26 protein-coding genes are annotated in these 25,339 nt (G+C 66.1%); 14 read left to right on the top strand and 12 right to left on the bottom strand.

The genetic code is table 11. The features are described 5' to 3' along the window. Window positions 1–124: 124 nt before the first annotated feature. Complete coding sequence (locus ACQR13_RS14000; protein WP_316202330.1) at window positions 125–1,078, top strand: AEC family transporter; 954 nt, start codon at window positions 125–127, stop codon at window positions 1,076–1,078. Window positions 1,079–1,084: 6 nt separating this feature from the next. On the opposite strand, the gene ACQR13_RS13995 is transcribed toward ACQR13_RS14000, so the two are convergent. Continuing rightward, entirely contained in the window at window positions 1,085–2,284 is a 1,200-nt protein-coding gene (locus tag ACQR13_RS13995; protein ID WP_434862912.1) for a UbiH/UbiF family hydroxylase, read from the bottom strand. 118 nt (window positions 2,285–2,402) lie between these two features. Between ACQR13_RS13995 and pcsA the strand changes: the two genes are divergently transcribed. The 3 genes from pcsA (at window position 2,403) to ACQR13_RS13980 (ending at window position 5,022) form a co-directional block, all read left to right on the top strand. Further along, window positions 2,403–3,137 carry a phosphatidylcholine synthase gene (gene pcsA, locus ACQR13_RS13990; protein ID WP_315711995.1) on the top strand — a complete coding sequence of 245 codons (735 nt, stop codon included), beginning with the start codon at window positions 2,403–2,405 and terminating at the stop codon, window positions 3,135–3,137. After that, window positions 3,134–3,862, top strand: a complete 729-nt coding sequence (locus ACQR13_RS13985) for a TerC family protein (protein WP_315711994.1) — start codon at window positions 3,134–3,136, stop codon at window positions 3,860–3,862. The genes pcsA and ACQR13_RS13985 overlap by 4 nt, the downstream gene beginning before the upstream one ends. Window positions 3,863–4,047: 185 nt before the next feature. Next, window positions 4,048–5,022: a quinone oxidoreductase family protein gene (locus tag ACQR13_RS13980; protein WP_315751589.1), complete on the top strand. Its 975-nt coding sequence runs from the start codon at window positions 4,048–4,050 to the stop codon at window positions 5,020–5,022. Here ACQR13_RS13980 and ACQR13_RS13975 read toward each other — a convergent pair. The 3 genes from ACQR13_RS13975 to ACQR13_RS13965 all read right to left on the bottom strand — a co-directional run bounded on the left by ACQR13_RS13975 (window position 5,012) and on the right by ACQR13_RS13965 (window position 7,697). Then, on the bottom strand, window positions 5,012–5,800 hold the full coding sequence (locus ACQR13_RS13975) for a YkgJ family cysteine cluster protein (RefSeq protein WP_315711991.1): 789 nt from the start codon (window positions 5,798–5,800) through the stop codon (window positions 5,012–5,014). The two genes, ACQR13_RS13980 and ACQR13_RS13975, sit on opposite strands and share 11 nt — an antisense overlap. Window positions 5,801–5,922: 122 nt before the next feature. Further along, the gene (locus ACQR13_RS13970) at window positions 5,923–6,201 is read right to left on the bottom strand and encodes a hypothetical protein (protein WP_315711990.1); all 279 of its coding nucleotides are present in this window, start codon (window positions 6,199–6,201) and stop codon (window positions 5,923–5,925) included. 299 nt (window positions 6,202–6,500) lie between these two features. Next, window positions 6,501–7,697 (bottom strand): acetylornithine transaminase, encoded by a 1,197-nt coding sequence (locus ACQR13_RS13965; RefSeq protein WP_434862911.1) that lies wholly within the window; start codon window positions 7,695–7,697, stop codon window positions 6,501–6,503. Between the two features lie 420 nt (window positions 7,698–8,117). Here ACQR13_RS13965 and ACQR13_RS13960 point away from each other — a divergent pair, with 420 nt between their 5' ends. Continuing rightward, window positions 8,118–9,239 carry a DUF2336 domain-containing protein gene (locus tag ACQR13_RS13960; RefSeq protein WP_316202333.1) on the top strand — a complete coding sequence of 374 codons (1,122 nt, stop codon included), beginning with the start codon at window positions 8,118–8,120 and terminating at the stop codon, window positions 9,237–9,239. A gap of 91 nt (window positions 9,240–9,330) precedes the next feature. On the opposite strand, the gene rimO is transcribed toward ACQR13_RS13960, so the two are convergent. Then, window positions 9,331–10,656: a 30S ribosomal protein S12 methylthiotransferase RimO gene (gene rimO, locus ACQR13_RS13955; protein ID WP_316202334.1), complete on the bottom strand. Its 1,326-nt coding sequence runs from the start codon at window positions 10,654–10,656 to the stop codon at window positions 9,331–9,333. A 113-nt stretch (window positions 10,657–10,769) separates the two neighbouring features. Here rimO and ACQR13_RS13950 point away from each other — a divergent pair, with 113 nt between their 5' ends. From ACQR13_RS13950 to ACQR13_RS13930, 5 genes are all read left to right on the top strand, one after another. After that, window positions 10,770–11,360: an ANTAR domain-containing response regulator gene (locus ACQR13_RS13950; protein WP_008965342.1), complete on the top strand. Its 591-nt coding sequence runs from the start codon at window positions 10,770–10,772 to the stop codon at window positions 11,358–11,360. After that, the gene (locus tag ACQR13_RS13945; protein ID WP_315751585.1) at window positions 11,357–12,511 is read left to right on the top strand and encodes a CmpA/NrtA family ABC transporter substrate-binding protein; all 1,155 of its coding nucleotides are present in this window, start codon (window positions 11,357–11,359) and stop codon (window positions 12,509–12,511) included. Before ACQR13_RS13950 ends, ACQR13_RS13945 begins: the two co-directional genes overlap by 4 nt. Window positions 12,512–12,857: 346 nt before the next feature. Further along, window positions 12,858–14,651 carry a NirA family protein gene (locus ACQR13_RS13940; protein ID WP_316202336.1) on the top strand — a complete coding sequence of 598 codons (1,794 nt, stop codon included), beginning with the start codon at window positions 12,858–12,860 and terminating at the stop codon, window positions 14,649–14,651. After that, window positions 14,648–16,249 carry a sulfite reductase subunit alpha gene (locus ACQR13_RS13935; protein WP_316202337.1) on the top strand — a complete coding sequence of 534 codons (1,602 nt, stop codon included), beginning with the start codon at window positions 14,648–14,650 and terminating at the stop codon, window positions 16,247–16,249. The genes ACQR13_RS13940 and ACQR13_RS13935 overlap by 4 nt, the downstream gene beginning before the upstream one ends. Window positions 16,250–16,407: 158 nt before the next feature. Further along, window positions 16,408–16,557, top strand: coding sequence for a hypothetical protein (locus tag ACQR13_RS13930; RefSeq protein WP_315711980.1), 150 nt, complete (start codon window positions 16,408–16,410; stop codon window positions 16,555–16,557). Window positions 16,558–16,563: 6 nt separating this feature from the next. On the opposite strand, the gene ACQR13_RS13925 is transcribed toward ACQR13_RS13930, so the two are convergent. From ACQR13_RS13925 to pxpB, 3 genes are read right to left on the bottom strand one after another with little or no spacing between them, the layout of a single operon-like run. After that, the gene (locus ACQR13_RS13925; protein WP_315711978.1) at window positions 16,564–17,331 is read right to left on the bottom strand and encodes a LamB/YcsF family protein; all 768 of its coding nucleotides are present in this window, start codon (window positions 17,329–17,331) and stop codon (window positions 16,564–16,566) included. 50 nt (window positions 17,332–17,381) lie between these two features. Continuing rightward, entirely contained in the window at window positions 17,382–18,416 is a 1,035-nt protein-coding gene (locus tag ACQR13_RS13920; protein WP_315751582.1) for a biotin-dependent carboxyltransferase family protein, read from the bottom strand. Beyond that, window positions 18,413–19,144 carry a 5-oxoprolinase subunit PxpB gene (pxpB, locus tag ACQR13_RS13915; protein WP_315751581.1) on the bottom strand — a complete coding sequence of 244 codons (732 nt, stop codon included), beginning with the start codon at window positions 19,142–19,144 and terminating at the stop codon, window positions 18,413–18,415. The genes ACQR13_RS13920 and pxpB overlap by 4 nt, the downstream gene beginning before the upstream one ends. Window positions 19,145–19,391: 247 nt before the next feature. On the opposite strand from pxpB, the gene ACQR13_RS13910 reads away from it, so the two are divergent. Both ACQR13_RS13910 and ACQR13_RS13905 read left to right on the top strand, forming a co-directional pair. Continuing rightward, window positions 19,392–20,090 (top strand): ribonuclease activity regulator RraA, encoded by a 699-nt coding sequence (locus ACQR13_RS13910; protein WP_257164758.1) that lies wholly within the window; start codon window positions 19,392–19,394, stop codon window positions 20,088–20,090. A 48-nt stretch (window positions 20,091–20,138) separates the two neighbouring features. Beyond that, window positions 20,139–20,546, top strand: coding sequence for a (R)-mandelonitrile lyase (locus tag ACQR13_RS13905; protein WP_008965351.1), 408 nt, complete (start codon window positions 20,139–20,141; stop codon window positions 20,544–20,546). 77 nt (window positions 20,547–20,623) lie between these two features. Here the strand turns inward: ACQR13_RS13905 and ACQR13_RS13900 are convergent, their stop codons facing one another. Together ACQR13_RS13900 and ACQR13_RS13895 are read right to left on the bottom strand one after the other, a co-directional pair. Then, window positions 20,624–21,496 carry a DUF2147 domain-containing protein gene (locus ACQR13_RS13900; RefSeq protein WP_315751580.1) on the bottom strand — a complete coding sequence of 291 codons (873 nt, stop codon included), beginning with the start codon at window positions 21,494–21,496 and terminating at the stop codon, window positions 20,624–20,626. A gap of 91 nt (window positions 21,497–21,587) precedes the next feature. Further along, window positions 21,588–22,064 carry an Lrp/AsnC family transcriptional regulator gene (locus tag ACQR13_RS13895; protein WP_315711971.1) on the bottom strand — a complete coding sequence of 159 codons (477 nt, stop codon included), beginning with the start codon at window positions 22,062–22,064 and terminating at the stop codon, window positions 21,588–21,590. A 145-nt stretch (window positions 22,065–22,209) separates the two neighbouring features. Here ACQR13_RS13895 and ACQR13_RS13890 point away from each other — a divergent pair, with 145 nt between their 5' ends. Further along, window positions 22,210–23,229 carry a 1-aminocyclopropane-1-carboxylate deaminase gene (locus ACQR13_RS13890; RefSeq protein WP_315711969.1) on the top strand — a complete coding sequence of 340 codons (1,020 nt, stop codon included), beginning with the start codon at window positions 22,210–22,212 and terminating at the stop codon, window positions 23,227–23,229. A 170-nt stretch (window positions 23,230–23,399) separates the two neighbouring features. On the opposite strand, the gene ACQR13_RS13885 is transcribed toward ACQR13_RS13890, so the two are convergent. Further along, window positions 23,400–24,191, bottom strand: coding sequence for a transporter substrate-binding domain-containing protein (locus tag ACQR13_RS13885; RefSeq protein WP_315751579.1), 792 nt, complete (start codon window positions 24,189–24,191; stop codon window positions 23,400–23,402). Window positions 24,192–24,275: 84 nt separating this feature from the next. Between ACQR13_RS13885 and ACQR13_RS13880 the strand changes: the two genes are divergently transcribed. Then, entirely contained in the window at window positions 24,276–24,791 is a 516-nt protein-coding gene (locus ACQR13_RS13880) for a DUF1993 domain-containing protein (protein ID WP_315751578.1), read from the top strand. 124 nt (window positions 24,792–24,915) lie between these two features. Here the strand turns inward: ACQR13_RS13880 and ACQR13_RS13875 are convergent, their stop codons facing one another. Next, entirely contained in the window at window positions 24,916–25,302 is a 387-nt protein-coding gene (locus tag ACQR13_RS13875; protein WP_315711965.1) for a hypothetical protein, read from the bottom strand. Window positions 25,303–25,339: the final 37 nt, after the last annotated feature.

Here is a 25,339-nt window from a genome sequence, read left to right as displayed (position 1 = left end):
ATGGGGAGCGATGCTAGTGCCCCGCGGGCGGATTTGATCTAGACCAATCCGATTCGCGTCAAGCCGCGACGCCCCCGCATTCCAGGCCCTTCCCAGGCCCCCCAGGGGGTTATCTTCCGAGCCCATGTTCGACATTCTCAATCTGGCCCTGCCTTATTTCGGCGTCGTTTTCATAGGCTTCGCCTGTGGTAAGTGGAGGGGGCTGCCCGAAGCCGGGCTCGCCTGGATGAACTTCTTCCTGCTCTACGTCTCGCTGCCCGCTTTGATGTTCAACCTCATCGCGCGCACGCCGTTCACGGAGCTGAGCAACCCTCCGTTCCTGGTTGCAACGACGCTCGCCACCATGCTCACCTTCGCCCTGGCGCTCGTGCTCGGCAAGGCCATCGGGCGGCTGTCGCTACGCGAGGCGACCATGGCCGGGCTCGCGGGCGGCTACGGCAACATCGGCTATATGGGGCCTGGGCTGGCGCTGGCCGTGCTCGGGACCAAGGCGGCGGCGCCGACCGCGCTGATCTTCTGCTGCGACAGCATCTTCCTGTTCTCGATCGTGCCGCTGCTCGTCGAGCTGACCGAGCGCGACCACGCCTCGGTGGTGCATGCGCTGCGCACGGTGCTGCGCCAGATCCTGCAGAACCCGCTGATCATGGCGACGGCAGCCGGCATGCTGGCGGCGGCGTTTCAGCTGCATCCGCCGACCGTGCTCGACCGCACCCTGCAGTTCCTGCAGAACGCCGCTGCGCCGACGGCGCTGTTCGCGCTCGGCGTGACCGTGGCGCTGCGCCCGTTCGAGCGGCTGCCCTGGGAGGTGCCGGTCCTGACCGTGGTGAAGCTCGTCGTCCACCCGCTGCTGTCGTTCGGGCTGATGCTGCTGTTCGGGCCGTTCGCGCAGCCTTGGGCGGCGACTGCGGTGCTGATGGCGGCGCTGCCGCCGGCGCTCAATGTGTTCGTGATCGCGCGCCAGAATGACAGCTGGATCGAGCCGGCCTCATCGGCGGTGCTGATCGGCACCTTCGCCTCGGTGATCACCCTGACCAGCGTGATGTGGCTGATCCAGACTGGCCGGCTGGTGTTTCCCTGACGGTGCTCAACCGGCCTTGCGCGTGGCTCTCCATGACGGCGCCAGGCCCTCGCGCATCGCGAGCCGCCGCAGCGGACCGATGCCGCTCATCAGGTGCATGCCGACGGCGCGCAGCGACTGCATCGGCAGGAGATCGCTGAGCAGCGAGCGGTTGGCGACGTCGATGGCGAAGGTGCGGCTCAGGATGTCGGCGTGGCGCGCGGCACCGTAGCGCGCGAGCACCTGCGGGGCACCGATATCCTCGCCGGCCGCATTGGCCTTGCGCACGACATCGGCGATGTCGATGCCGTCGCGCAGGCCGAGGTTCAGTCCCTGCGCACCGATCGGCGGCACCACATGCGCGGCCTCGCCGACCAGGGCGATGCGGTTTTGCGCGTAGCGCAGGGGCCGCTCGATCGCGAGCGGAAACACATGGCGGCCCGGCTCGACGCGAACGCGTCCGAAGATCGAATGCGACTGCCGCTCGGCGGCGTCGGACAGGGCGTCGTCGTCGAGCGCGAACAGCCGGTCGGCCTCCTTCGGGGCTGCGACCCAGACGACGCTGGAGCGGTCGCCCGGCAGCGGCACGAACACGCAGGGGCCCTGCGGCGTGTGGAATTCCGTCGACACGTTGTGATGCGGCCGCGCATGGGTGATGTTGAAGGTCAGCGCAGACTGCTGCAGCGTGCGCCGGCTCACGCCGATGCCGGCGGCCTCGCGGCACAGCGAATGCCGGCCATCGGCGCCGACCACGAGCCGCGCCGTCAGCACGCGGCCCGATGCGCTGGTGACGGTCACCGCATCGGCATCGCTGCGCACGCTTTCCGCATCCTCGGCGATCCGCACCAGGCCGTCGATTTCGCTGGCGCGTTGTTCCAGCGCCTCGACCAGGATGGCATTGGCGATGTTGTAGCCGAACACGTCGAGACCGATCTCGTCGGCGACGAAGCGCACCTCCGGGGCTCGGAACAGCCGGCCGGTATCGTCGACCAGCCGCATCGCCTTCAGGCCGGCGGCGCGGTCACGACACGATGACCAGACGCCGATCTCGTCGAGGAAATCGACCGAGCCGCCGAGCAGGGCGGTGGTGCGGTTGTCGGCATATGGAGCCTTGCGGGCCACGAGCGCCGTCCGCGCCCCGGTCTGCGACAATGCAATCGCGGCGGCGAGCCCGGCGGGTCCGCCGCCGACGACGATGACATCAAAGCTGGCGTCTGTGTTGCTCATGCGGGAACATTTGACGTTCCTGCAGGGCTTTTTCAAGGGTATTGCGTGAGCCTGCGCGGCGCATGGCCGCAACGGCAGATATGCAATTGGCTCCGATTCCTGATAGCACTGGCGTCGCATGGATCAGTTGAGACCAGAGAGCAGGGTGGCCGCAACGCCCGCGCATCGTGCCGCGGCGTTCTCGGTGCACGTCTTCACCGCGCTCGGTGCGGGCGTCGCGCTGCTCGCGATGCTCGAGGCCGTGCGCGAGCATTGGACTGCGATGTTCTGGTGGCTCGGCGGCGCGCTCATCATCGACGGCATCGACGGGCCGCTGGCGCGCCGGCTCGACGTCGTCCATGTGCAGCCGGACTGGTCGGGCGACGTGCTCGATCTCGTGGTGGATTTCACGACCTATGTGTTCGTGCCGGCCTACGCCATCACCGCCAGCGGGATGCTGCTGCCGCTCGCGGCGCCGGTCATCGGCGTCGGCATCGCCGTCACCGGCGCACTGTATTTCGCCGATCGCCGCATGAAGAGCGACGACAATCATTTTCGCGGGTTTCCGGGACTCTGGAACATCGCGGCATTCTACCTGTTCCTGCTGCATCCCTCGCCATCGTTGGCGACCTTGGGTCTCGCGGTCCTGATCGCGCTGACCTTCGTCCCGTTCCATGTCATCCACCCGGTGCGCGTCGAGCGGCTGCGCTGGCTGACGCTGCCGCTGGTCGCGCTCTGGGGCGTCCTGGTCATCGACGCGCTGGGAAACAACTTCGCCGTGGGCCCGATCGTAACGACGCTGTTGTGCGCGATCGCCCTCTACATCGTCGCGAGCGACTCCGCGATCCGCCTGTTGAGATCCTTGAAAGCATGATCGACCTTCTGACCAGTCCCGAAGCGTGGGCCGCGCTGCTCACCCTGACCGCACTCGAGATCGTTCTCGGCATCGACAACGTCATCTTCCTGTCGGTGATCACCTCGCGCATCCCGCAGCCGCAGGCGACACGCGCCCGCCAGATCGGGCTGGCGTTGGCCTTGATCTTCCGCATCCTGCTGCTCAGCGTGCTGGTCTGGCTGATCGGGCTGACGCAGCCGGTGTTCACGATCGGTGGCCTCGGCTTCTCCTGGCGCGACATCATCCTGATCGCCGGCGGCCTGTTCCTGATCGCCAAGGCCACGCACGAGATCCATGCCGAGGTCGAGGCGCGTGAGGGGGAGGAGGGGGCGCAGGGCGGCGGCGCCAACAAGTTCTTCTGGGTGATCCTGCAGATCATCGTCATCGATCTCGTGTTCTCGCTGGACTCGATCATCACCGCGATCGGCATGGCCCAGGATCTCGAGATCATGATCGCCGCCGTCATCATCGCTGTCGTCATCATGTACGTGTCCTCGGGACCCGTAGCGCGTTTCGTGGCGAACCATCCGACCACCAAGATGCTGGCGCTCGCCTTCCTGGTGCTGATCGGCGTCGCGCTGGTCGCCGACGGCTTCGAGTTCCACATCCCGCGCGGCTACATCTACTTCGCGATCGTCTTTGCGCTGGCAGTCGAAGCCTTCAACGTGATGGCCTCGCGCAACCGCAGGAAGCGCAACGCCTGACAGGCGCCGAGTTGACAAGGCCGTCGTGATCGCCTTCGCTTTTGCCGCCGGCAGCGCCCGATGCGCGGCCGGAGGTCGGCTCCTTCAACGGAGCCGGATGTCCGATGAGAATCAGGTAAGTGTCGAAGGTTCTTTCGCCGGCTTCCCGGACGCGGCGATGGAGAGTCCGAAGGGGAGATGGCGGGATGGTCAAGGCGGTGCGCGTGCACAAGGTGGGAGGCCCCGAAGCGCTCGTCTATGAGCCGGTTGATCTCGTCGCGCCCGGCCCCGGCGAGGTCCGCATCCGCCAGCACGCGATCGGCCTCAACTTCATCGACGTGTACTATCGCACCGGACTGTACAAGGCGCCCGGCCTGCCGTTCATCGCCGGCAACGAGGCGGCAGGCGAGGTGATCGCCGTGGGGCCGGGCGTCACGCATTTCCATCCCGGCGACCGCGTCGCGTATTATGAGAACCTCGGCGGCTATGCCACCGAGCGCAACATCGGCTGGCAGCGGCTGGTCAAGCTGCCCGACCACATCACCTATGAGCAGGGCGCGGTGCTGATGCTCAAGGGGCTGACGGTCTGGTACCTGCTGCACAAGACCTTCAAGGTCGAGCCGCACCATCGCGTCCTGATCCACGCCGCCGCGGGCGGCATCGGCCTGCTGGCCTGCCAGTGGGCGCGCGCGCTCGGCGCGCACGTCATCGGCACCGTCGGCTCCACAGCGAAGGCGGATCTGGCGCTGGCCAATGGCTGCGACCACGTCATCCTCTACAACGAGGAGGACTTCGTCGCGCGGGTCAAGCAGATCAGCCGCGGCGAATTGTGCGACGTGGTCTATGACGGCGTCGGCAAGTCGACCTTCCCCGGCTCCTTGTCCTGCCTGAAGCCGCGCGGTTTGTTCGTTAGCTTCGGCAATGCCTCGGGTCCGGTGCCGCCATTCTCGATCGCCGAGCTCAACAGTCACGGCTCTCTATTCGCGACCCGGCCGAAGCTCAACGACTACATCGGCAAACGGTCCGAGCTGCTGGAGGGCGCCGACACGCTGTTCTCGGCGGTGATCAGCGGCAAGCTGCACGTGCAGATCAATCACGCCTATGCGCTGAAGGATGCGGGCCGGGCGCACGCCGATCTCGAAAGCCGCGTCACGACCGGGGCCTCGATCCTCAAGCCATAGGAGATTGGCGACCTGGCTCTGCCTCTGGAACCTCGTCCCGGATCGAAGCGTCACCCGCCGCCGAGCTCCAGAGCACCGCGTCCGTCTGCGCTGCCGTCGTCGACGCCTCGATCCGCGCCGGCGCGAGGCTGTCCTGTCCGTCGCGCCAGGCGCGCTCGCGCTCGGGGGCGTCGAGCGCCAGAACGAGACCCTGGTTGAGCTCATAGAGGCCAGAGGCGAGCCCCGCAGCACCGAGCGCGTCCCTGAGCGAATCCTGCACCAGGGCGCGCAGCGCGACGTGTGGCGCCGAGACCGGCACGTCCACCTCGCGGCCGGCCATGGCCTGCGCGCAGGCGCGCCGGTCGAACGAGGCATGGCCGCGGCAGGCGAGCGGACGCGCGGGATGGATGATGCAGCCGCCGCGCACGACGAATGGGCAAGGCTGGCGCAGCTTCATTCGCTCGGTCTCGCTCAGGCCACGCGTCGCGCGGTTGGCGAGCTTGATCCGGCGTGACAGCGAGCCGAGCGCGGTTGCCGGCATGCGCTGATCGATCTGCCGGGCGTAGCGCGCGAGCAGGAAGATCTCCGGTGCCGTCGCGGTCACGCGCAGCGCGCAACAGGAGGGGCAGCCCTTGGCGCAGGCGAGGGTGGGCAGATGCGCCGTCTGGGCATCGATGTTGGCTTCGAACAGATCGAAGGCGCGGTCGGCGAGCATGTCTGCCAGGTTCTGCGAGGCCAGCCCGGACGCCAGCAGCGCGTTGAAGACCCGTCGCAGTCCGTTGAAAGCCGCTTCGCTCAATGTTGTCCTCCGACGCGCGCACGGACCAAAACGCCAGCGACCGCGGCGCACCCGGCGCACCGCGGTCGACAGGGATGAGGCAGAGAGGACGCTCGCGGCCTCATCCGGAGAGAGAGCCGACGTCAGGCAGCAACGCCCTTCAGGATCGCCTCGAAACAGGGGCGGGGGATGCGGAAGAAGCCGCGGCCGCCGGCGAAGGTCTGGTAATGCGGACGCGCCATGTCGAGCAGGCGCTCATACCATTCATTGGCGGTCAGGCTGGCGGGCTTCTCGCCGATCGAGTTGATGTCCGAGTTCGGGAAGAAGCGAACGTGGATCAGCACCTCTTCGGTCGCGGCCAGGGCGATTTGGCTGCCGCTGTCTTCGACCGGCAACGCCCGAGCCAGATTGTCTCTCGCCATTCTTGCATCTCCTCTATGGTGCCGACCTCGTTGTCGGCGGATGATCATCAGCTTGGTCCCGGCAAGCCTCTTTCCTCCGAGCTGATCACATCCCGTACAACGCTATATCAGTATAGATATAACGTAAGTCATCGGATCGCAGGTGTTTGGCGCGATCAGGATCGTTGTTCAGAGGGACGGCTGTCCTTGATCCAGGTCAAATGGCGGCGAGCCCGACCTCGATGTTTGTGCCTCATCTGTAGGCAGCGGGACGCAGGCTTCGCGTATGGCACGGAGCCTGCGTCCCGAACGGCATTCGATCAGGCGACGCAGCGCGCAGCGCCGACCTTGGTCAGGATTCCGTCCAGCGTGTCGATCATCGCCGCGATGTCATCGCGCGTCACATTGAGGGCCGGCATGAAGCGCAGCGCATCCGGACGCGGCGCGTTCAGCAGCAGGCCGAGCTCGAAGGCATGCGCGACGATCGCCGGCGCGATCGGCCTGATCACGTCGAGCGCAAGCAACAGACCACGGCCGCGCACTTCGCCCAGGCCGTGCCTTGCCGAGATGCGCTGCAACTCGCTCTCCAGATAGATCCCGTTGTCCGTGACAGCCTTCAGAAACTCCGGCTTCTCGATGACGTCGAGCACGGCGAGTCCCGCCGCACACATCAGCGGATTGCCGTTGAAGGTACCGCCCTGATCGCCATGCTCGAAGCAAGACGCCGCTTCGGTCGCCAGCAGGGCGGCGAGCGGAACGCCGCCGCCGATGCCCTTGCCCAAGGTCATGATGTCCGGGAGGACGTCGGCGTGCTCATAGCCGAACAGCTTTCCGGTGCGGCCCATGCCGGTCTGGATCTCGTCGACGATCAGCAGCAGCCCGTGCCTGGTGGTCAGCGCCCGCAACTGCTGCAGGAAACTGTCCGTCGCGGGCCACACGCCGGCCTCGCCCTGGATCGGCTCGAGCATGATCGCCACCGTCTTGTCGGAGATCAGGGCCTCGACCGAGGCGATGTCGTTCAGGCGTGCCTTTGGAAAGCCCGGGACCTTGGGCTCGAACAGCGGCTCGAACGCCTTCTTGCCAGAAGCCGACATCGTCGCCAGCGTGCGGCCGTGGAAGCCGCCCTCGAAGGTGATGATCTCATACGCGCCGTTCTTGCGCAGAGCGCCGTATTTGCGCGCGAGCTTGATGGCGCCTTCATTGGCTTCGGCGCCCGAATTGGTGAAGAACACCTGGTCGAAGCACGAGCGGTCGACGAGTGCCTTGGCGAACTGCAGGCTGGTGTCGTTGAAATACGCTGGGCTCGGCGTGATCAGGCGCGCCGCCTGGCTGGCGAGCGCGCTGGCCAGCGCCGGCGGCGCATGGCCGAGCGAGTTCACGGCCCAGCCCTGGATGAAGTCCAGATAGCGCTTGCCGTCGTCGTCCCATAGCCAGGACCCCTTGCCCTGAACGAAGACGGTGCGCGGACGCGCCGTGATCTCCATCAGAGCGTCGTAGGGATGGGAGGCGGTCAGCATGTGCAATCTCCTGTGCTCAGGGGTGAAACGGTGGGCCAAAAAGCGAGAAGGCCGCTCCTTTGCGGGAGCGGCCTTCTCGAAAACCTGGAGCTGATGAGCTAGCTGATCAGCAACGTCTTCGGACATGGCGCGCCCCGGCATCGTCACGGCGGTGACGACGGCAAACGGCGGCGCGGCGGTCGGTCCGGTTGAAGATCATGCGGCGGCCATACAGGCAAATCGCAACCGGTGTCAAGATGCCGGCCTGCAGGGTGCAATACGGGCCGCCGCTCCGGGAAGCGGCGAGGGAAGCGCCGGCCGGCGCGAAGGCCGCACGATCCAATCTCGGGTCTCGCGCTTTAGTGACAACTTTACCAAACATTTAGCGGCTGCGTTTACTTTGCCGGCCAGCTTGAAAATGCAAGCTGCTCAGGATGAGCGATGTCGAACCCCCATCTCACGATCGCCGAAGAAGTGCAGGCGGCCATAGCCACCGGCTCAGCCGACCGCTGCTCCGGCGTGGCCGAGCGAGTCGCCTCCCTGTTCGTCGCCTCCGCCGGCAGCCTGGATATCGAGCAGCACGCGCTGTTTGCCGACGTCTTCGAGCGTCTCGTCAACACCATCGAGCTGCGCGCGCTGGCCGACGTCGGTGCCCGGATCGCACTCGCCGAACTCAGCGCCCAGCTTGCCCCGATCCCGCAGGCGCCGGCCGGCGTGATCCGGCGGCTGGCTCATCATGACGACATCGCCGTCGCGGGGCCGGTGCTTTCGGAATCGCCGCGGCTGAGCAGCGAGGATCTGATCGAGATCGCGCAGACGCGCAGCGAGAAGCACCTGGTGGCGATCGCCGGGCGCTGGTGGCTGCAGGAGATCGTCACCGATGCGCTGCTCGCGCGACGCTATCCGAGCGTGAGCCGGCAACTGATGAAGAATCCCGGGGCGCGGGTGTCTCCCGCCGGATTTGCCGTCATCGTGGCGCAAGCGGCTGGAGATGCGGAGCTCACGGTCGCGGCCGGCATCCGCGCCGATCTGCCGGCAGCCTTGCGCAGGACCCTGTTGCAGCGCGCGACGGAGGCGGTGAGGGTGCGCCTGCTCGCCTCGGCGCCGCCGCATCTCTACGAGGAAATCCGCAGCGCCATTTCAGCGGCCACGCTCGACGCCGAGCGCGAGTTGTCACGAAACCGCGTCGGCGGCAGCGCCAAGGCGGCGATCGGCCAACTCAAACAGGGCGGAAAGCTCACCGAGGCCGAGTTGCTCGAATTTGCCCGCCAGCGGCGCTACGGCGAGACGATCGCGGCCATCGCGGAGCTCGCGAAATGCAGTATCGAGCTGGTACGGCCGCTGATGCAGAGCCTGCGCAGCGACGGCATTCTCGTGCCGTGCAAGGCCGCTGGACTGAGCTGGGTCACGGTTGCCGCGATCCTCGATAGCCGGTTCGTTTCAGGTGCAACGCCCCCCGACGAGCTGACCAAGCTCAAGAACAAATATCTCGAACTGAAGCAGGACGAGGCGCTTCGCCTGCTGAATCTCTGGTCGGTTCGCACCACGGGCTCCTCGCACTGAGGGGCGGTCCGCAGGTCCAGGACTCATCTACACGCCCGTCTGCGATTCCCCCGAGTTCCCGGCGGGTGGCCCGAGACGCGACAGAGCCGCGCTAGAACCCAGCGACCGTGCCGTGCAGGTCGTATTCGTCGGCACGCTCGATCTTGACCGTGACGATCTCGCCGACACGCAACGGCCGCCGGCTGGACAGATAAACGGCGCCATCGATGTCGGGGGCATCAGCCTTGGTGCGGCCCTTGGCGACGCTTGGCCCGACCTCGTCGATGATCACCTGCTGACGCGTTCCAACCTTGCGCTTGAGCCGGCGTGCCGAGATCTTCTGCTGGCGAGCCATCAGGGCGTCCCAGCGCTCCTGCTTGACCGCGTCCGGGACCTGGTCGGGCAGGGCGTTGGAGGTCGCGCCGGCCACAGGCTCGTATTTGAAGCATCCGAGCCGATCGATCTCGGCCTCATCCAGCCAGTCCAGCAGATAGGCGAAATCGGCGTCCGTCTCTCCGGGGAAGCCGACGATGAAGGTCGAGCGCAGCGCGAGGTCAGGGCAGGTGGTCCGCCACGCCTTGATCCGGTCCAGCGTCTTGTCCTGCGCCGCCGGGCGGCGCATCGCCTTCAGGACGTTCGGGCTGGCATGCTGGAACGGGATGTCGAGATAAGGCAATATTTTACCGTTAGCCAGGAGGCCGATCACCTCGTCGACATGCGGGTAGGGGTAGACGTAATGCAGCCGGACCCAGGCGCCGAGCTCGCCGAGCTCGCGCGCCAGATCGAGGAAGCGAGCCCGGACGCTGCGGTCCTTCCAGGCGCTTTCGGCATATTTCAGGTCCAGCCCATAGGCCGAGGTGTCCTGCGAAATGACCAGGAGCTCCTTGACCCCGGCTGCGACCAGCCGCTCGGCCTCGCGCAGCACGTCGGCTGCGGGGCGCGACACCAGATCGCCACGCAGCTTCGGGATGATGCAGAAGGTGCAGCGGTTGTTGCAACCTTCGGAGATCTTCAGATAGGCGTAGTGCCGGGGCGTGAGCTTGATGCCCTGCGGAGGAACCAGGTCGAGGTGAGGGTTGTGCGCAGGCGGCGATGCGCGGTGGACGGCGTCCAGCACACTCTCGTACTGCTGCGGGCCGGTGATCGACAGCACGCCGGGATAGGCCTGCTCGATCTGCTCCGGCTCGGCGCCCATGCAGCCGGTCACGATGACCTTGCCGTTCTCGGCCATGGCCGAGCCGATCGCCGACAGGGATTCCTGCTTGGCGCTGTCCAGGAACCCGCAGGTGTTGACGATGACGACGTCGGCGCCGTCATGCTTCCGGGCAAGCTCGTAGCCCTCGGCGCGAAGGCGCGTGATGATGCGCTCGGAATCGACCAAAGCCTTGGGACATCCGAGCGAAACAAAGCTGATCTTGGGCGCCGAACCCTGCTGCATCTTGGAACTGCCTGATGAGATAGGCGTCAGCTAGTCCGAATTGCCCAGAAAGACAAGGCTTTGACGCGGCCACGTCCATGCTATGGGTGAGGGCCCGGACAACCTGGTGATCGATGAGCGCCGAGCAATCGCCTAAAATCGTGATCGTCGACGAAAGCCCGATCCGCGCGGCCATCCTCGAGGAAGGCTTGCGGGAAGCGGGCTTTACCGGCGTCGTGCATGTCAGCGAGATGCAAGGTCTCCTGGCGCGCATCTATGCCCTGGATCCGGACGTCATCGTCATCGACCTGGAGAACCCGAGCCGCGACGTGCTGGAGCAGATGTTCCAGGTCAGTCGCGCCGTCCGCCGGCCGATCGCGATGTTCGTGGACCAGAGCGACGCGGCTTCGATCCAGGCCTCGGTGGAGGCGGGCGTCTCCGCCTACATCGTCGACGGCCTGAAGAAGGAGCGGATCAAGCCGATCCTCGATCTCTGCATCTCCCGCTTCAATGCGTTCTCCAAGCTTCAGGACGAGCTCGAGCGCACCAAGTCCGCGCTCGAAGACCGCAAGGTGATCGACCGCGCCAAGGGCATTCTGATGAAGATGAAGGGCTTCACCGAAGAGGAAGCCTACGTGCTGTTGCGCTCCACGGCGATGCGCGAAAAGAAGAAGATCGGCGAGATCGCGCAATCGATCCTGACCGCCTCGGAGATGCTGAAATGACCGGCCCGCTTCGCATTGGCTTCATCCCGCTGGTCGATGCCGCCGCGCTGATCGTCGCCGTCGACAACGGATTCACCGCGGCTGAAGGTCTCGATGTCACGCTGGTCCGCGAAGTGTCATGGTCGAACGTGCGCGACAAGCTCAACATCGGCCTGTTCCACGCGGCGCATCTGCTGGCTCCCGTCGCCATTGCGTCCAGCCTGGGCATCGGCCATGTCAAGGTGCCGATCGTGGCTCCCTTCAATCTCGGAGTGAATGGCAACGCGATCACCGTGACGCCAGCGCTGCATGCGGCGATCATGGCCCACCTCGAGGGGGATCGTTTCGACCCGATGGCGACGGCGCTGGCGCTGGCGCGCGTCGTCGCTGAACGGCGCAAGGCCGGCGCCGAGCCGCTGACGTTCGGCATGACGTTTCCGTTCTCGACCCACAACTATCAGTTGCGGTTCTGGATGGCCGCAGGCGGTGTCGACCCCGATGAGGACGTCCGTCTCGTGGTGCTGCCGCCGCCCTACATGGTGGAGAGCATCGCCAACGGTCACGTCGACGCGTTCTGCGTCGGAGCACCGTGGAACTCGATCGCGGTCGATCTCGGCATCGGCCATATTCTCCACTTCGTGTCTGACGTGCTGGTGCGCGCGGCCGAAAAGGTGCTGGCGGTCAGGCAGAGCTGGGCTGACAAGAATCCCGACGCCCTCGCCGGCCTGGTCCGCGCCTGCGCCAAGGCCGCCGAATTCATCGAGCAGAACCACGCAGAAGCCGCGCGTATCCTAGCCCAGCCGGAGCGGATCGGCGTCGATGCGGAGGTGCTCCAGCGCACGCTGGACGGCCGCCTCAAAATCTCGCCGGACGGCACCTTCCGCGAAAGCTCGCGCTATCTGCTGGTGGGCCGGGAAGAGGCGGGACGGCCCGAGAAGATCCAGGCGGCCTGGCTCTATGCCCAGATGGTGCGGTGGGGCCAGACTCCCCTCAGCACTGAAGCCCTGGGCACCGCCATGGGCGTGTTCCGGCCGGACATCTACGACGCGGCGATGGGCACGGCCGCGGTCGGCACGGATGGCGCCATCGGCGCCTTCGCCGGTCCGCCTTTCGCGGCGGACGACGTGATCGGCCATCTCAAGGCCTTCAAGATCGGCCGCTGGACGGCCTGAGGTCTTCCACTCAGCACCCAATTTGGGCAACTCGCTCCGCCGATCAAATTTTGGGCGAAGTGCCCGCATTTGAGGGCTTGAGCCTGCCAGTGCGGGTTCGCCGATTTGAGCAGCCCTCTGAATTCTCTTACATTTCCTGCTTGTCCCGGCTGGCACGCAATTTGAATATTGCAGTGCGGTCAGCCGCCACAGATGCCGCTGACTGCAGTCCATTACCGGATTTCCGCAGCAACGAAGCTGGTCGGATCGCTCATTTGAACCGCCCCCCATCGGCCGTTCGACGACGCGATCCTCGTCCCATCCGCAAACGCCATTCGTCCTGGCCGCTGGAGCTTCGTCCGCCATCATGAAAATCGAACCCTTGTCAGTCGACTTCAACGACGAGCAGAAGCGCTACCTTGAGGGGTTGGCCGCCGGCCTCAAGGTCACGCTGGCCGGCCGCGGGCAGGCTGCTGCCGCGACGACGATTGCCGAGCCGACCGGGCCCGACGCCATTCACATCAAGGCGCAGGACAAGGTCATCGCATCCGGGCGCAAGCTCGCCGACCAGGAGAAGGTCAAGCGCGAGCTGCACCCGTTCGATGCCTATGAGCGGCTGAAGGAGCAGGCCCGCAGCAATGCTGCGCCGTCCGCGGCGGACAATTTCCGCTGGCGCTATTACGGCCTTTTTCATGTCGCGCCGGCGCAGGACTCCTACATGTGCCGCCTGCGCATTCCCAACGGCGTGATGAAGCATTGGCAGCTCGCGGGGCTTGCCGACCTCGCCGACCGGCTCTGCGGTCCCTATAGCCACGTCACGACGCGCGCCAATCTGCAGCTACGCGAGATCCCGCCCAAGCATGCCGTGATGCTGCTGGAAGGTCTGTCGGATCTCGGCCTGACGGCGCGCGGCTCCGGCGCCGACAACATCCGCAACGTGACGGGAACGCCGACCGCCGGCATCGATCCGCAGGAGCTGCTGGACACGCGTCCTTTCGCGCGCGAATGGCACTTCCACATCCTCAACGACCGCTCGCTCTACGGCCTGCCGCGCAAGTTCAATGTCGCCTTCGACGGCGCCGGTCGGATCGCGGCGTTGGAGGACACCAACGACATCGCGTTCTCGGCGGTCGAGGTGAAGGACGGATTCGGCGTTGCGCCGGGCGTGTGGTTCAAGCTCGGCCTCGGCGGCATCACCGGACACAAGGATTTCGCCAAGCCGACAGGAATCATCGTCGAGCCGGAGCGGGCGACCGAGGTGGCCGACGCCATCGTGCGGCTGTTCATCGAGACCGGCGACCGCACCAATCGCCTCAAGGCGCGGCTCAAATACGTGCTCGACAGCATGGGCCACGACAAATTCATGGAAGCCGTTGAAACAAGGCTCGGCCGCAAGCTGGCGCGCGTCCCCGACGAGGCGCTCGAGCCGCGTCCCGATTCGGACCGGATGGCCCATATCGGCGTGCACCAGCAGAAGCAGCAGGGGCTGAACTGGATCGGCGTCGTGCTGCCGCTGGGCAAGCTGACCACGGAACAGATGCGCGCGCTCGCCAAGATCGCTGCGGATCTCGGCGACGGCGAGATCCGGCTCACGGTGTGGCAGAACCTGCTGTTATCGGGCGTCCGCGACGACAAGGTCGCGCTGGCCTGCGCCGCGGTCGAGCAGATCGGACTGTCGGTCAAGGCCTCGCACATCCGCGCCGGACTGATCGCCTGCACCGGCAACGCCGGCTGCAAGTTCGCAGCATCCAACACCAAGAAACATGCGGCCGAGATCGGCGACTGGTGCGAGACGAGGGTGGATGTCGACACGCCTCTCAACATCCATCTGACCGGCTGTCATCACTCCTGCGCCCAGCACTACATCAGCGACATCGGCATGATCGGCGCGAAGGTGCCGGTCGGCGATGGCGACGACACCGTCGAGGGCTATCATTTGTTCGCCGGCGGCGGCTTCGGCCCGCAGGCCGATATCGGCCGCGAGGTCTATCGCGATCTCAAGGCGGCGGATGCGCCTGTAACCGTCGAGAAGCTGCTCAAGGCCTATCTCGCCCATCGCGCCTCGCCCGAGGAGACCTTCCTGTCGTTCGCACGTCGTCACGACGGCGAAACGCTGCGCAATCTCGCCGAAGCCCAGATTTCGTCGGAGGTCTCAGCATGAACCAGATCACGCCCATGTCCAAGATCGAGATCATTCCTCCGACGGCGCCATTTTCCGAGGCGCAGCGCTCGTGGCTCAACGGTTTCCTGGCCGGAGCGTTCGGTCTCGACGGCGCGACGGCATTGTCGCCGGCGCAGAACGGCGCCGTGCTCGCGCCCGCGAGCGACGGTGATGACGGCGAGGCGCCATGGCACGATCAGACCATGCCGATCGGCGAGCGCATGAAGCTCGCCGAGGGCCGTCCGCTGCGCCGGCGCATGATGGCGGCCATGGCACAGCAGGACTGCGGCCAATGCGGCTACAATTGCAGCGACTATTCGGATGCGATTGCCGATCGCAGCGAGGCGCGGCTCAACCTGTGCGTCCCCGGCGGCAAGGAAACCGCGCGGATGCTCAAGGCGCTCTACGAGGAGATCGACAAGGCTCCGGCCGCGGCCAAGCCCGCTGCGGCTGCGCCGGCCACCGTCTCCGTCGTCGTCAGCGAGCCCGGTCGCTCGCGCGACAATCCGGTCGAGGCGACGTTCCTGTCGCGGCGTCTGCTCAACAAGCCGGGCTCGGAGAAGGAGACCTGGCACATCGAGTTCGATCTCGGAGAGAGCGGGCTCGACTACGTCGTCGGCGATTCCTTCGGCATCTTCGCCAAGAATGATCTCGGCCTGGTCGATCAGATCATCGCGCTGCTCGGCGCCTCGCACATGACCGAGGTGAACGGCAAGCCGCTGCGGCAGTGCCTGCTCGAGGACGTCTCGCTGGCGCCGGCGCCGGATTCGCTGTTCGAGCTGATCTCCTTCATCACCGGCGGCGCGACCCGCGAGAAGGCGCGGCAGCTGGCGCAGGGCGAGGATCCCGATGGCGACGCGGCGACGCTCGATGTGATGGCGGTGCTGCAGAAGTTCTCCGGCGTCCGGCCGCATCCCGAGGCCTTCGTCGAGGCGCTGGAGCCGCTGCAGCCGCGGCTCTACTCGATCTCGTCGTCGCACAATGCCACGCCCGGCAAGCTGTCGCTGACGGTCGACTGCGTCCGCTACGTCGTTGGCAAGCGCAAGCGGCTGGGACTTGCCTCGACCTTCCTGGCCGAGCGGATCAATCCCGGCGACAAGCTGCGCGTCTATGTGCAGAAGGCGCATGGCTTCGCGTTGCCGGCCGATCCGAAGACGCCGATCATCATGGTCGGCCCCGGCACCGGCGTCGCGCCGTTCCGCGCCTTCCTGCACGACCGCAGGGCGACCGGCGCGCCGGGCAAGAACTGGCTGTTCTTCGGCCATCAGCGCAGCGACTGCGACTTCTTCTACGCCGACGAGCTCAACGCCATGAAGACCGCCGGCCTCTTGACGCGGCTGTCGCTGGCGTGGTCGCGCGACGGCGACAAGAAATTCTACGTCCAGGACCGCATGCGCGAGGTCGGCCGCGAGGTGTGGACCTGGCTCGCCGACGGCGCCCATCTCTACATCTGCGGCGACGCCAAGCGCATGGCCAAGGACGTCGAGCGCGCCCTGGTCGACATCGTCGCCCAGTTCGGCGCGCGTTCGACGGACGAGGCGGTGAGTTTCGTCGCGGACCTCAAGAAGAAGGGCCGGTTCCAGCTCGACGTCTACTGAGCTGGAACCGGCGGAGAATATTCTCGGTCGCAACATCGGCCGAGAATTTTTTGGTTCCAAGCGGACCCGAAACAGGGGGCTTGTCGTTATTTCGCCGGTTGCCTTGCACCCGGCCGCGGGAACGCTTTTCTCATGGCCGGAACTTCAGGAGACCGGCCATGCGCACGATATCGACGCCCCTGCGACAGATGCCCCAGGCCCGCGCCATTCGCGAACGCGGCGCAACCGTCGCGCTGGTTGCCTTCTACAGCGCGATGGCGCTGATTGCCGCGATCACCCTGGGCACGTCTTTCACGCATCCGTTCTGATTCTCATCACCTCTTGAACGGCGCGACCGTGATGGCGGCCGCGTCGAGCGCCTTGCGGACCTCCCGCGCAATCTCGACCGCGCCGGCGGTGTCGCCATGGATGCAGACGGTGTCGGTCCGCATCTTCATCACCTTGCCAGTCACCGAAATCACCGCGCCGTCCTGAACCATGCGCACCACACGATCGGCGATGACCTTGGGATCGTGCAGCACGGCGCCGGGCTTGCTGCGCGACACCAGGAGTCCATCGTCGCCATAGGCGCGATCGGCAAACACCTCGTGAGCCATCCTCAGATTGGCCTTCTCGCCAGCGGTCACCAGCTTGGAGTTGGCGAGCACGACGAAGATCAGGCTCGGATCGACGGCCTTGATCGCCTTGGCGATGGCGTTCGCCGTCATGTCGTCCTCGCAGGCGACATTGGACAGCGCGCCGTGTGCCTTCACATGCGTGACCTTGTGACCGGCCGCGGTGGCGATCGCCTGCAGGGCGCCGATCTGATAGGCGACGAGGTTCTCGATCTCCGATGATTTCAGCCCCGGCATCGGACGCCGACCGAAACCATGCAGATCGCGATAGCCGGGATGCGCGCCGACGCTGACGCCTTTGGCCTTCGCCATCTCGACCGTCCGCCGCATGATGTCAGCGTCACCGGCATGAAAGCCGCAGGCGACGTTGACCGATGTCGCCAGCTCGATCATGGCGGCGTCATTGCCCATTTCCCACGGGCCAAAACTCTCTCCGAGGTCGCAGTTCAGATCGACGGTGCTGGTCATGTCAGGGTCCGCTCGTTGATGGGTCCGAAGCAACGTGAGATGTGATCAAACTAATCGGGAGTGACTCCGGGCCAGGTGGTGGCGTCGGTTGCGCTGACGGCATGACCGGCCACATTGGCCGTGAACAGCGCATCGACGTTGAAGTCGCTGCTCGCAAGCTCGGTGACGCGGCCGGGCAAGCTGCGCAGCAGATCCTTGTAACGACGCAGTTCGGCCTGCGCCTCGGCCATGCTCACGGCCTTGAAGCGGAATGGCGTGCCGGCCGGCGTCTGCGCCAGGCGGCCGAAATCGGCCGTGATGACGGTCGCGATCTTCGGATAGCCGCCGCTGGTGCCGCGGTCCGACATCAGCACGATCGGCGAACCGTTGCCGGGCACCTGGATGCTGCCGTCCACGGTGCCGTCCGAGACGATGTTGTGACCGTGCAGGTGGCGCATCTGCGGCCCCTCGAGGCGATAGCCCATGCGGTCGCTGGTCGCCGAGACCATCCAGTCGCTGCCGAGGAATAGCGCTTTCATCTCGTCGCTGAACTCGTCGTCCTGCGGTCCCATGACGACACGAATCGCGCCGCCGGCTTTCGGCAGATCGATCCGCAGTTCCGGCGCATCGCCGGCGGGCGCGACTTCGAACACGTCGCCGGCCTGAAGCGGGCGGGGGTAGGGGCTGCCGAGCCCGGCGCGCGCATTCACCGAGAGACTGTTGAACATCGGTTCGCCGGCGATGCCACCGGCGATGGCGAGATAGGTGAACGAGCCGCCGCGCGCAAAGCCGAGCGTGAGCTGCTCCCCGTCGTTCAGCGTCACCGACGTGTTGATCTCGACCTGCCGCTTGGCGACATCCGCCAGCCGTTGCGCGCCGGCGAGCGCCACGCGCACCGCGCCGCCCTTCGCCGCGAACGTCGCGCCGAACGGGCCGATCTCGATCGCAGCCGCCATCAGCGCATTGCCGACGAGGCTGTTGGCTGCCGCCAGCGCCAGCTTGTCCATCGCGCCGGACGGCGTCAGCCCGTAGCGCTGCGCGCCGAAACGCCCGCCATCCTGGACCGAGCTTGCCGGGCCGATCTGTGAGACGACCAGCGTGCTCATGCGGCGATCCGCTCGGCGATGAGCACGCCGCCCTCGGCGGCGCGCTCCTGCTCCGCGAAGGTCTTGACGTCAACGGCATAGAAGCTGACCTCGTCGCCGGGCTCGAGCAGAAAGGTCGGCTCGCGATGCAGTTGAAATGTCCGCATCGCGGTGCGGCCAAGCAGGTGCCAGCCGCACGGCCCGGCAAGGCATTGGATGCCGGTCTGGATGCCGCCGATGGCGATGATGCCGGCCGGTGTCCAGAGCCGCGGATTCTGGCGGCGCGACATCTGCAGCGTGGGATCGAGACCGGACAAATAGGACCAGCCCGGCGTGAAGCCGATCATTGCGACGCGATAAGTGCTGGCGATATGGCGTGCGACGACTTCGTCCGGCGTGAGGCTCAACGCCTTGGCGACATCCTCGAGGTCGATGCCATTCTCTCCGCCATAGCAGACGGGAACCCGCCAGCGCCTGACCTCACTTTCCGGCGCGAGCGACCCGGCCGACAGCGCCAGCAGCTTTGCTCCAAGGGTGTCGTGGTCGATCACACCTGCATCATAGTGCACCAGCAGCGAGCGATAGGTCGGCACCGTCTCCGTGATGCCCTCGATCCCGGCCGCTGCCACCGCATGGTCGAGCGCCAGGACGCGGCGGTTGGCGGTCTCGTCGATCGTCCGGCTGAACTCGACGGTGACGGCGCTGTCGCCGCTGGGCAGCAGGCGAGGAGGTGGAAAAGGGTCGGCCATGAGTCCGAAGTGATCCGCGTTGGTGTTCCTCATCTAGCTGTTTTCAGGCGCCAGTGGAATTGGGTCCAAGGCAAAAAGTCTCGAAAATTCAATAAATTAATCGGATGTCTTGCGATAAGGAGGCCTTATCGGGTGCACGCAAGCCCCGCATGCGCCGGACGCACCGCGCACGCCCTTGACGCCGCCTTCGTCGCTCGCAAGATGCGCCTACTTTTTCTGCCAGCCCGTTTGGAGCACCAGTCTCAAGATGTCCCTCACTCCCGAAGCCATCGCCACCCTGTCTCAAGTCACCACCGCGACCATCACGACGGTCCTGCTGAAGAAGGGGTTGCGCAATGTCTGGCTGCGCGGCGCCAAGCCGCTGCGCCCGGGACAGAAGCGGCTGGTCGGTCCCGCTTTCACGCTGCGCTTCGTGCCGGCGCGCGAGGATCTGGCGACCCCGGAATCCTGGTCGTCGCCGATCTCGACCCGCACCGCGATCGAGGCCATGCCCGAAGGCTGCATCGCCGTGGTCGATGCGATGGGCGTCAAGGACGCCGGCATCTTCGGCGACATTCTGTGCGCCCGCATGGTCAAGCGCGGCGTCACCGCGCTGATCACCGACGGTGTCGTGCGCGACCTCGAAGGCGTGCTCGGCACCGGCCTTCCCGTATGGTGTGATGGCTACGCCGCGCCGCCGTCGGTCGCAGGGCTCACCTTCGTCGGCTGGGGCGAGGCGATCGGCTGCGGCGGTGTTGCCGTGTTTCCGAACGACGTCATCGTCGCCGACCAGGATGGCGCCGTGCTGATCCCGCAGGCGATGCTCGATCACGTGCTCGCGGAAGGTCCCGAGCAGGAGCGCATGGAAGCCTGGATCGTCGATGAGGTGAACAAGGGCGCGGTGCTGCCGGGTCTCTATCCGATGAACGCCGAGACCAAGGCGCGCTACGCCGCGTCGAAGAAGTAGTTCACGGCGCCGATTGATCAACGACACAGCTTCAGGAAAGGCAGAACAATGGTCGATGTTTATCTCGCGGGCTCGCGTCCCACGCGCCGCGCAGCTGCGGAAAGCTTTACGGGCACGGTCTGGCAGGACCCGATCATCACGCCGCAGGCTCCAGCCCGCGTCGCCTCGGCGCGCGTCGCGTTCGAGCCGGGCGCGCGCACGGCCTGGCATACTCATCCGCTCGGACAGACGCTCTATGTCATCCAGGGCGTCGGCCGGGTGCAGGCCAAGGGCGGGCCGGTGCGCGAAATCAAGGCCGGCGACGTCGTCTGGATCCCGCCGGGCGAGAAGCATTGGCATGGCGCCGCGCCGACCACCGGCATGGTCCACGTCGCCATGCATGAATCGCTCAATGGCGAGCACGTGACCTGGATGGAGCACGTCACCGACGAGGAATACGCCACCCCGGTCGGCTGATACATCACTGAGAACGGTGCGAGCGCGCGGTCGCAGGGCCGCGCGCTTTGCGTTTGGAGGCGCGTCGCGCGCCGGGCTCAGTTCACCCGCGTCCAGGTCTGGCCGCCGCAGAACATGCCGCCGAAGGCGCAGCCCTGCACGCGCAGACTGTCCGACCCCTTCAGCGCGATCGTCGAATCGTAGGTGCTGCCGCTGTTCGGATCGAAGATGCGGCCGGTCCACTTCTTCTCCTGGGCCTTGTCGCTCGGCCGCATGTTGATCAGGATCTGCTCGCCGTTCTGCTTGGTCTTCGCATCCACGGCGTAGCCGCAGAGATTGGTGCCGCAGGGCTCGATGCGAATCTGGCCCTCCTTCTCCTCGGTCAACCAGATGCCGACCGGCGAGCTGGGATCGCGACCGGCGGTCTGCGCCGCGGCGGGCGGCGCAGCTGCCGTGGTCACGGCAGGCGTCTGGGCTGGCCGCGGTGGCGGCGGCGCGGCGGCGGGAGCCGGCGCGGCAGCAGGAGCCGCAGCGGCCGTTGCAGCGGCTGGCGGCGCAACCGGTGCCGTGGCGTTGGCGGCTGGGGCCACCGGAGGTGGCGGCAGCGGCGCCGGTGGCGCGGCCGCCTGGACGGGAGGAGGCGCCGCCGGCGGGCTCGCTGGTGCGGCTGCCGTCGGAGCGGGCGCCGCAGGGACGGGAGCAGGGGGCGCGGTCGTAGCCGGAGCCTGCGCGGGCGGGGCCGGCGTGACCGCCGCCTCGGTGGGCGCCGGAGGCGGCTTGGTCGCATTGTCCTGGTCGCGCTTGGTGCGCTTGGTCTTCTTCTGCTCGGTATTGTCGTAGACGCCGGGGATCTGCACGGTGCCGCGGTCGGGATCGATGCGGATCGTCTTGCCGCCATACTCGATGACGTATTGCGCCTCGGCGGCACTGCTGGCCAGAACCAAAGCCGCGACGGCCAACAGCCTCTTCATCCGTGTCTCCGCGATGTCGGTTGCTGATGTGAGCGAGCTCACGCGCTGGTAAGTCGCCGATGCGGCGCCACCGGTTCAATGCCCGGCCTGCTCAGAAATCGAGCGGCGCATTGTCGACCACCTCCTTCATCACGAAAAACGTGCGCGTCTGCCGCACGCCCGGCAGCGAGATCAGCTGGTCGCCATGCATCCGGTTGAAGTCGTGCATGTCGCGAACGCGGATCTTCAGGAAGAAGTCGAAATCGCCGGCGACGAGATGGCAATCGAGCACGAATTTCAGTTTGCGGATCGCCGCCTCGAAGGTGCGAAAGCTCTCCGGCGTCGAGCGATCGAGCACGACGCCGACCAGCACCAGCGCGCTGCGCTCGACCTTCTCCGGCGCGATCTGGGCGCGCACGCCCTTGATGTAGCCCTCCTCGAACAGGCGCTGGGTGCGGCGATGGCAGGTGGCCGGACTGACATGAACGGTGGCGGCAAGCTCGGCATTGCTCATCCGGCCGTCCTTCTGCAGCAGTTGCAGGATGCGCCGATCGACCCGGTCGAGATCAGCGGTGGAAGATTCTCTCATTTTTTCCGTCATGTGCGGACATATCTCTTGCCGGTATCAATTCTTGCGGACGTGAGCACAAAAACGCAGGCCAATAAAGAGAGCACCTTTCTCCGCCTTTTTCGTATGTTTCGGCCGGCCCTTTCATCCACCCACGGAGAGACCCGTGCTTCGGCTCGACAAGTTCAAGAAGTATCCGCTCACCTTCGGTGCCACCCCGATCGAGCATCTGCCGCGGCTGACCGCGGCGCTCGGCGGCAAGGTGCAGATCTATGCCAAGCGCGACGACTGCAATTCCGGTCTCGCGATGGGCGGCAACAAGCTGCGCAAGCTCGAATACATCGTGCCCGATGCGATCGAATCGAATGCCGACACCCTGGTCTCGATCGGCGGCGTGCAGTCGAACCATACCCGCATGGTGGCGGCGACCGCGGCCAAGATCGGCATGAAGTGCGTCGTCGTGCAGGAGAGCTGGGTGCCGCACGAGGACGCCGTCTATGACCGGGTCGGCAACATCCTGATGACGCGCCTGATGGGCGCCGACAGCCGCATCGTCGAGGACGGTTTCGACATCGGCATCCGCAAGAGCTGGGAAGATGCGATCCAGTCGGTCAAGGATGCCGGCGGCAAGCCCTACGGCATTCCGGCCGGCGCCTCCGTGCACAAGTTCGGCGGTCTCGGCTATGTCGGCTTCGCCGAGGAGGTGAGGGCGCAGGAAGCCGAGATGGGCATCAAGTTCGACTACATCATCGTCTGCGTCGTCACCGGCTCGACCCAGGCCGGCATGATCGTCGGCTTCGCTGCCGACGGCCGCGCCGACCGCGTCATCGGCATTGACGCCTCCGGCACGCCGCAGCAGACCCGCAGCCAGGTGCGGCAGATCGTCGACAACACCGCTGAGCTCGTCGAGCTCGGCCGCAAGGTCCGCGACGACGAGATCGTGATCCTCAACGACTACGCCTATCCGGCCTATGGCGTGCCGAGCGCCGAGACCAACGAGGCCATTCGCCTGGCCGCCCGCACCGAGGCGATGATCACCGACCCGGTCTATGAGGGCAAGTCGATGCAGGGCATGATCGACCTCGTCAAGAAGGGCTACTTCCCGGAAGGGTCGAAGGTGCTCTATGCGCATCTCGGCGGCGCCCCGGCGATCAACGGCTACAGCTACACGTATCGCAACGGCTGAGGGCGGTTTCACCATCCCCCGCAGCGTCGCGGTGAGGCGAGCTCCAACACCACACTCCGCTGTCGTCCCGGCCTCCGAGCCGGGACCTCATTCATGCAGCTTGATTTGTCTGACTTTGGTAGGAAAGACGGCAGACAGTCAGCACCTGCCGTCTGCGCGGCACGCCGGCCTCAATCGAACCAATTCTTGTAGATCGCCTGGTAGCTGCCGTTCTCCGTCGAGATGTGCAGCCATTGGTCCACGAACGCCTTCAGCGCCACGTCGCGCTGCAGCCAGTAGGCTTTCTCGGAGAAATCGAACGGCTTCTCCGGGTGCACGGCGCAGAGCACGCCGGGATGCAGCTTCTGCTGATAGCGCGTCTCGGAGGCGTCGGTCATCATCAGGTCGGCGTCGCCCTTGGCGATCTCGTCGAAGATGGTGACGTTGTCGGGGTGGACGCGGATGTCGGCTGACTTGATGTTGGCGCGGGCGAAGCGCTCGTTGGTGCCGCCCGGATTGACCACGACCCGGGTGCCGGGCTTGTCGATGTCGGACAGCGTCTGGTACTTCGAGGTGTCGGTGCAGCGCGCGATCGGGGTCTTGCCCTCGCGCATGATCGGCGTCGAGAACAAGCCCTTCTTCTGGCGGTCGAGCGTGATCGATACGCCGCCCATCGCGACATCGAACTTGTCGGCCTCGAAATCCTTCATGAGCTGCGGCCAGCTCGTCGGCACGAACTCGACCTTGACGCCGAGCGCCTTGCCGAGCGACTCGGCCATGTCGACGTCGAAGCCGGAGAATTTTCCGGTCGCCTTGTCAAGATAGGTGAAGGGCTTGTAGTCGCCGGTCATTCCGACCCGTAAGCTGCCGCGCTGCACGATCTCGTCGAGGCGCGAGGGCTGGTCGGCGAGTGCGGCAGTGGCGAGACCGCAGGCCAGCACGGCTGCGGTCACGGCGGCGACGGTCCGGTTGAAAAATCCCATATTGAATCACCTCGCATGATGTGGCCGCGCTATTCATAGCGGAGGTCGCCACGCGCGACGAGGGGCAAGCAGGAAGGTTGGTTGATGAGCATTTCCTTGGTGCAGGCGTCGGTCGAGGTGTTCGTGCCTTATCTTCACAACCTCTCGGGGGTGCTCGACAAGGCCGCTGCCTTTGCCGAGGCGCGCCGCATCGATCCCGCCGACCTGCTGCAGGCCCGGCTCGCGCCCGACATGTACAACCTGATCCGGCAGGTCTGCGAAGCCAACCGCCACGCCACCATTGCTTGCGCGCTGCTCGCCGGCCGCGCGCAGCCGACCGTTGCCGACAGCGACACGGATATGGCCGGGTTGAAGGCGCGGATTGCAACCGCGATCGACGATGTGCGCAGCGTGCCACCTGCGGCGATCGAGGAGGGCGCGAAGCGGGAGGTCAGCTTCACCTTCCGCAACGGTGCGACGCGCAGCTTCGACGATGGTCGCTCATTGCTGCTCACGTTCAGCCTGCCGCAGTTCTTCTTTCACGTCACCACGGCCTACGACATCCTGCGTCACGCCGGCGTGCCGCTGGCGAAGCCGGACTATCTGGGCGCGCGGAGGTAGGCCCTTCCGGAGCGGGACGGCAGGCGGCCTCAAGGTCCACAAAATACGAATGGCCAGGATGGAACCCGGCCATGGGATTTGGAGACATCGCAACGAAGACGGAGTGGTCCGGGCGGCCGGAGCGCTACCTCTCGCTGGGCGCAACCGGGCCCTTGCCGGTCATCTCGTTCTTCAGCGCCTCGAAGCGCTCGATCGCCTCTCGCGCGCGGGTGTCGACCGTCTTGACGGCAGCTTCGGCGGTCATCGGTCCGCTGCTCACGGCGATCGAGGTCGGCCCGACGGTCTCGTCGACATAGTAGCCGTCCTCGCCCCGCCGTGCCGTCCAGCGGAAGCGGATCGCGGAAATCGGCCCAGGTCCGAGCTTGGTGTAGCCGTCGGCCTGATCGAGAGAGACGACAGTCGCGGCAGCCTTCTTCGACGACGGCGCCGCCTTGTCTGCCGACCTCGTCGCTTCAGGCTGATCGAGAATGCTCGCTATCGTTGCGAGCGCGTGCTCGGTCGCAACACTCATGGCCGCCTCTGTTCCTACCGGCGCGCGTAAAATCCGG

Origin of the sequence: Bradyrhizobium sp. HKCCYLRH3059 (assembly GCF_051168035.1) — a bacterium.
GTDB lineage: Bacteria > Pseudomonadota > Alphaproteobacteria > Rhizobiales > Xanthobacteraceae > Bradyrhizobium.
The sequence above is the reverse complement of the archived record's forward strand: the minus strand, read 5'-3'. Positions and strand labels throughout refer to the sequence as shown.

Bases quoted from the DNA above. Each gene is read 5' to 3' on its own strand.
- ACQR13_RS14000 (WP_316202330.1), top strand. From the start codon at position 125: ATGTTCGACATTCTCAATCTGGCCCTGCCTTATTTCGGCGTCGTTTTC.
- ACQR13_RS13995 (WP_434862912.1), bottom strand. From the start codon at position 2,284: ATGAGCAACACAGACGCCAGCTTTGATGTCATCGTCGTCGGCGGCGGA.
- pcsA (WP_315711995.1), top strand. From the start codon at position 2,403: ATGGATCAGTTGAGACCAGAGAGCAGGGTGGCCGCAACGCCCGCGCAT.
- ACQR13_RS13985 (WP_315711994.1), top strand. From the start codon at position 3,134: ATGATCGACCTTCTGACCAGTCCCGAAGCGTGGGCCGCGCTGCTCACC.
- ACQR13_RS13980 (WP_315751589.1), top strand. From the start codon at position 4,048: ATGGTCAAGGCGGTGCGCGTGCACAAGGTGGGAGGCCCCGAAGCGCTC.
- ACQR13_RS13970 (WP_315711990.1), bottom strand. From the start codon at position 6,201: ATGGCGAGAGACAATCTGGCTCGGGCGTTGCCGGTCGAAGACAGCGGC.
- ACQR13_RS13965 (WP_434862911.1), bottom strand. From the start codon at position 7,697: ATGCTGACCGCCTCCCATCCCTACGACGCTCTGATGGAGATCACGGCG.
- ACQR13_RS13960 (WP_316202333.1), top strand. From the start codon at position 8,118: ATGTCGAACCCCCATCTCACGATCGCCGAAGAAGTGCAGGCGGCCATA.
- rimO (WP_316202334.1), bottom strand. From the start codon at position 10,656: ATGCAGCAGGGTTCGGCGCCCAAGATCAGCTTTGTTTCGCTCGGATGT.
- ACQR13_RS13950 (WP_008965342.1), top strand. From the start codon at position 10,770: ATGAGCGCCGAGCAATCGCCTAAAATCGTGATCGTCGACGAAAGCCCG.
- ACQR13_RS13945 (WP_315751585.1), top strand. From the start codon at position 11,357: ATGACCGGCCCGCTTCGCATTGGCTTCATCCCGCTGGTCGATGCCGCC.
- ACQR13_RS13940 (WP_316202336.1), top strand. From the start codon at position 12,858: ATGAAAATCGAACCCTTGTCAGTCGACTTCAACGACGAGCAGAAGCGC.
- ACQR13_RS13935 (WP_316202337.1), top strand. From the start codon at position 14,648: ATGAACCAGATCACGCCCATGTCCAAGATCGAGATCATTCCTCCGACG.
- ACQR13_RS13930 (WP_315711980.1), top strand. From the start codon at position 16,408: ATGCGCACGATATCGACGCCCCTGCGACAGATGCCCCAGGCCCGCGCC.
- ACQR13_RS13925 (WP_315711978.1), bottom strand. From the start codon at position 17,331: ATGACCAGCACCGTCGATCTGAACTGCGACCTCGGAGAGAGTTTTGGC.
- ACQR13_RS13920 (WP_315751582.1), bottom strand. From the start codon at position 18,416: ATGAGCACGCTGGTCGTCTCACAGATCGGCCCGGCAAGCTCGGTCCAG.
- pxpB (WP_315751581.1), bottom strand. From the start codon at position 19,144: ATGGCCGACCCTTTTCCACCTCCTCGCCTGCTGCCCAGCGGCGACAGC.
- ACQR13_RS13910 (WP_257164758.1), top strand. From the start codon at position 19,392: ATGTCCCTCACTCCCGAAGCCATCGCCACCCTGTCTCAAGTCACCACC.
- ACQR13_RS13905 (WP_008965351.1), top strand. From the start codon at position 20,139: ATGGTCGATGTTTATCTCGCGGGCTCGCGTCCCACGCGCCGCGCAGCT.
- ACQR13_RS13900 (WP_315751580.1), bottom strand. From the start codon at position 21,496: ATGAAGAGGCTGTTGGCCGTCGCGGCTTTGGTTCTGGCCAGCAGTGCC.
- ACQR13_RS13895 (WP_315711971.1), bottom strand. From the start codon at position 22,064: ATGAGAGAATCTTCCACCGCTGATCTCGACCGGGTCGATCGGCGCATC.
- ACQR13_RS13885 (WP_315751579.1), bottom strand. From the start codon at position 24,191: ATGGGATTTTTCAACCGGACCGTCGCCGCCGTGACCGCAGCCGTGCTG.
- ACQR13_RS13880 (WP_315751578.1), top strand. From the start codon at position 24,276: ATGAGCATTTCCTTGGTGCAGGCGTCGGTCGAGGTGTTCGTGCCTTAT.
- ACQR13_RS13875 (WP_315711965.1), bottom strand. From the start codon at position 25,302: ATGAGTGTTGCGACCGAGCACGCGCTCGCAACGATAGCGAGCATTCTC.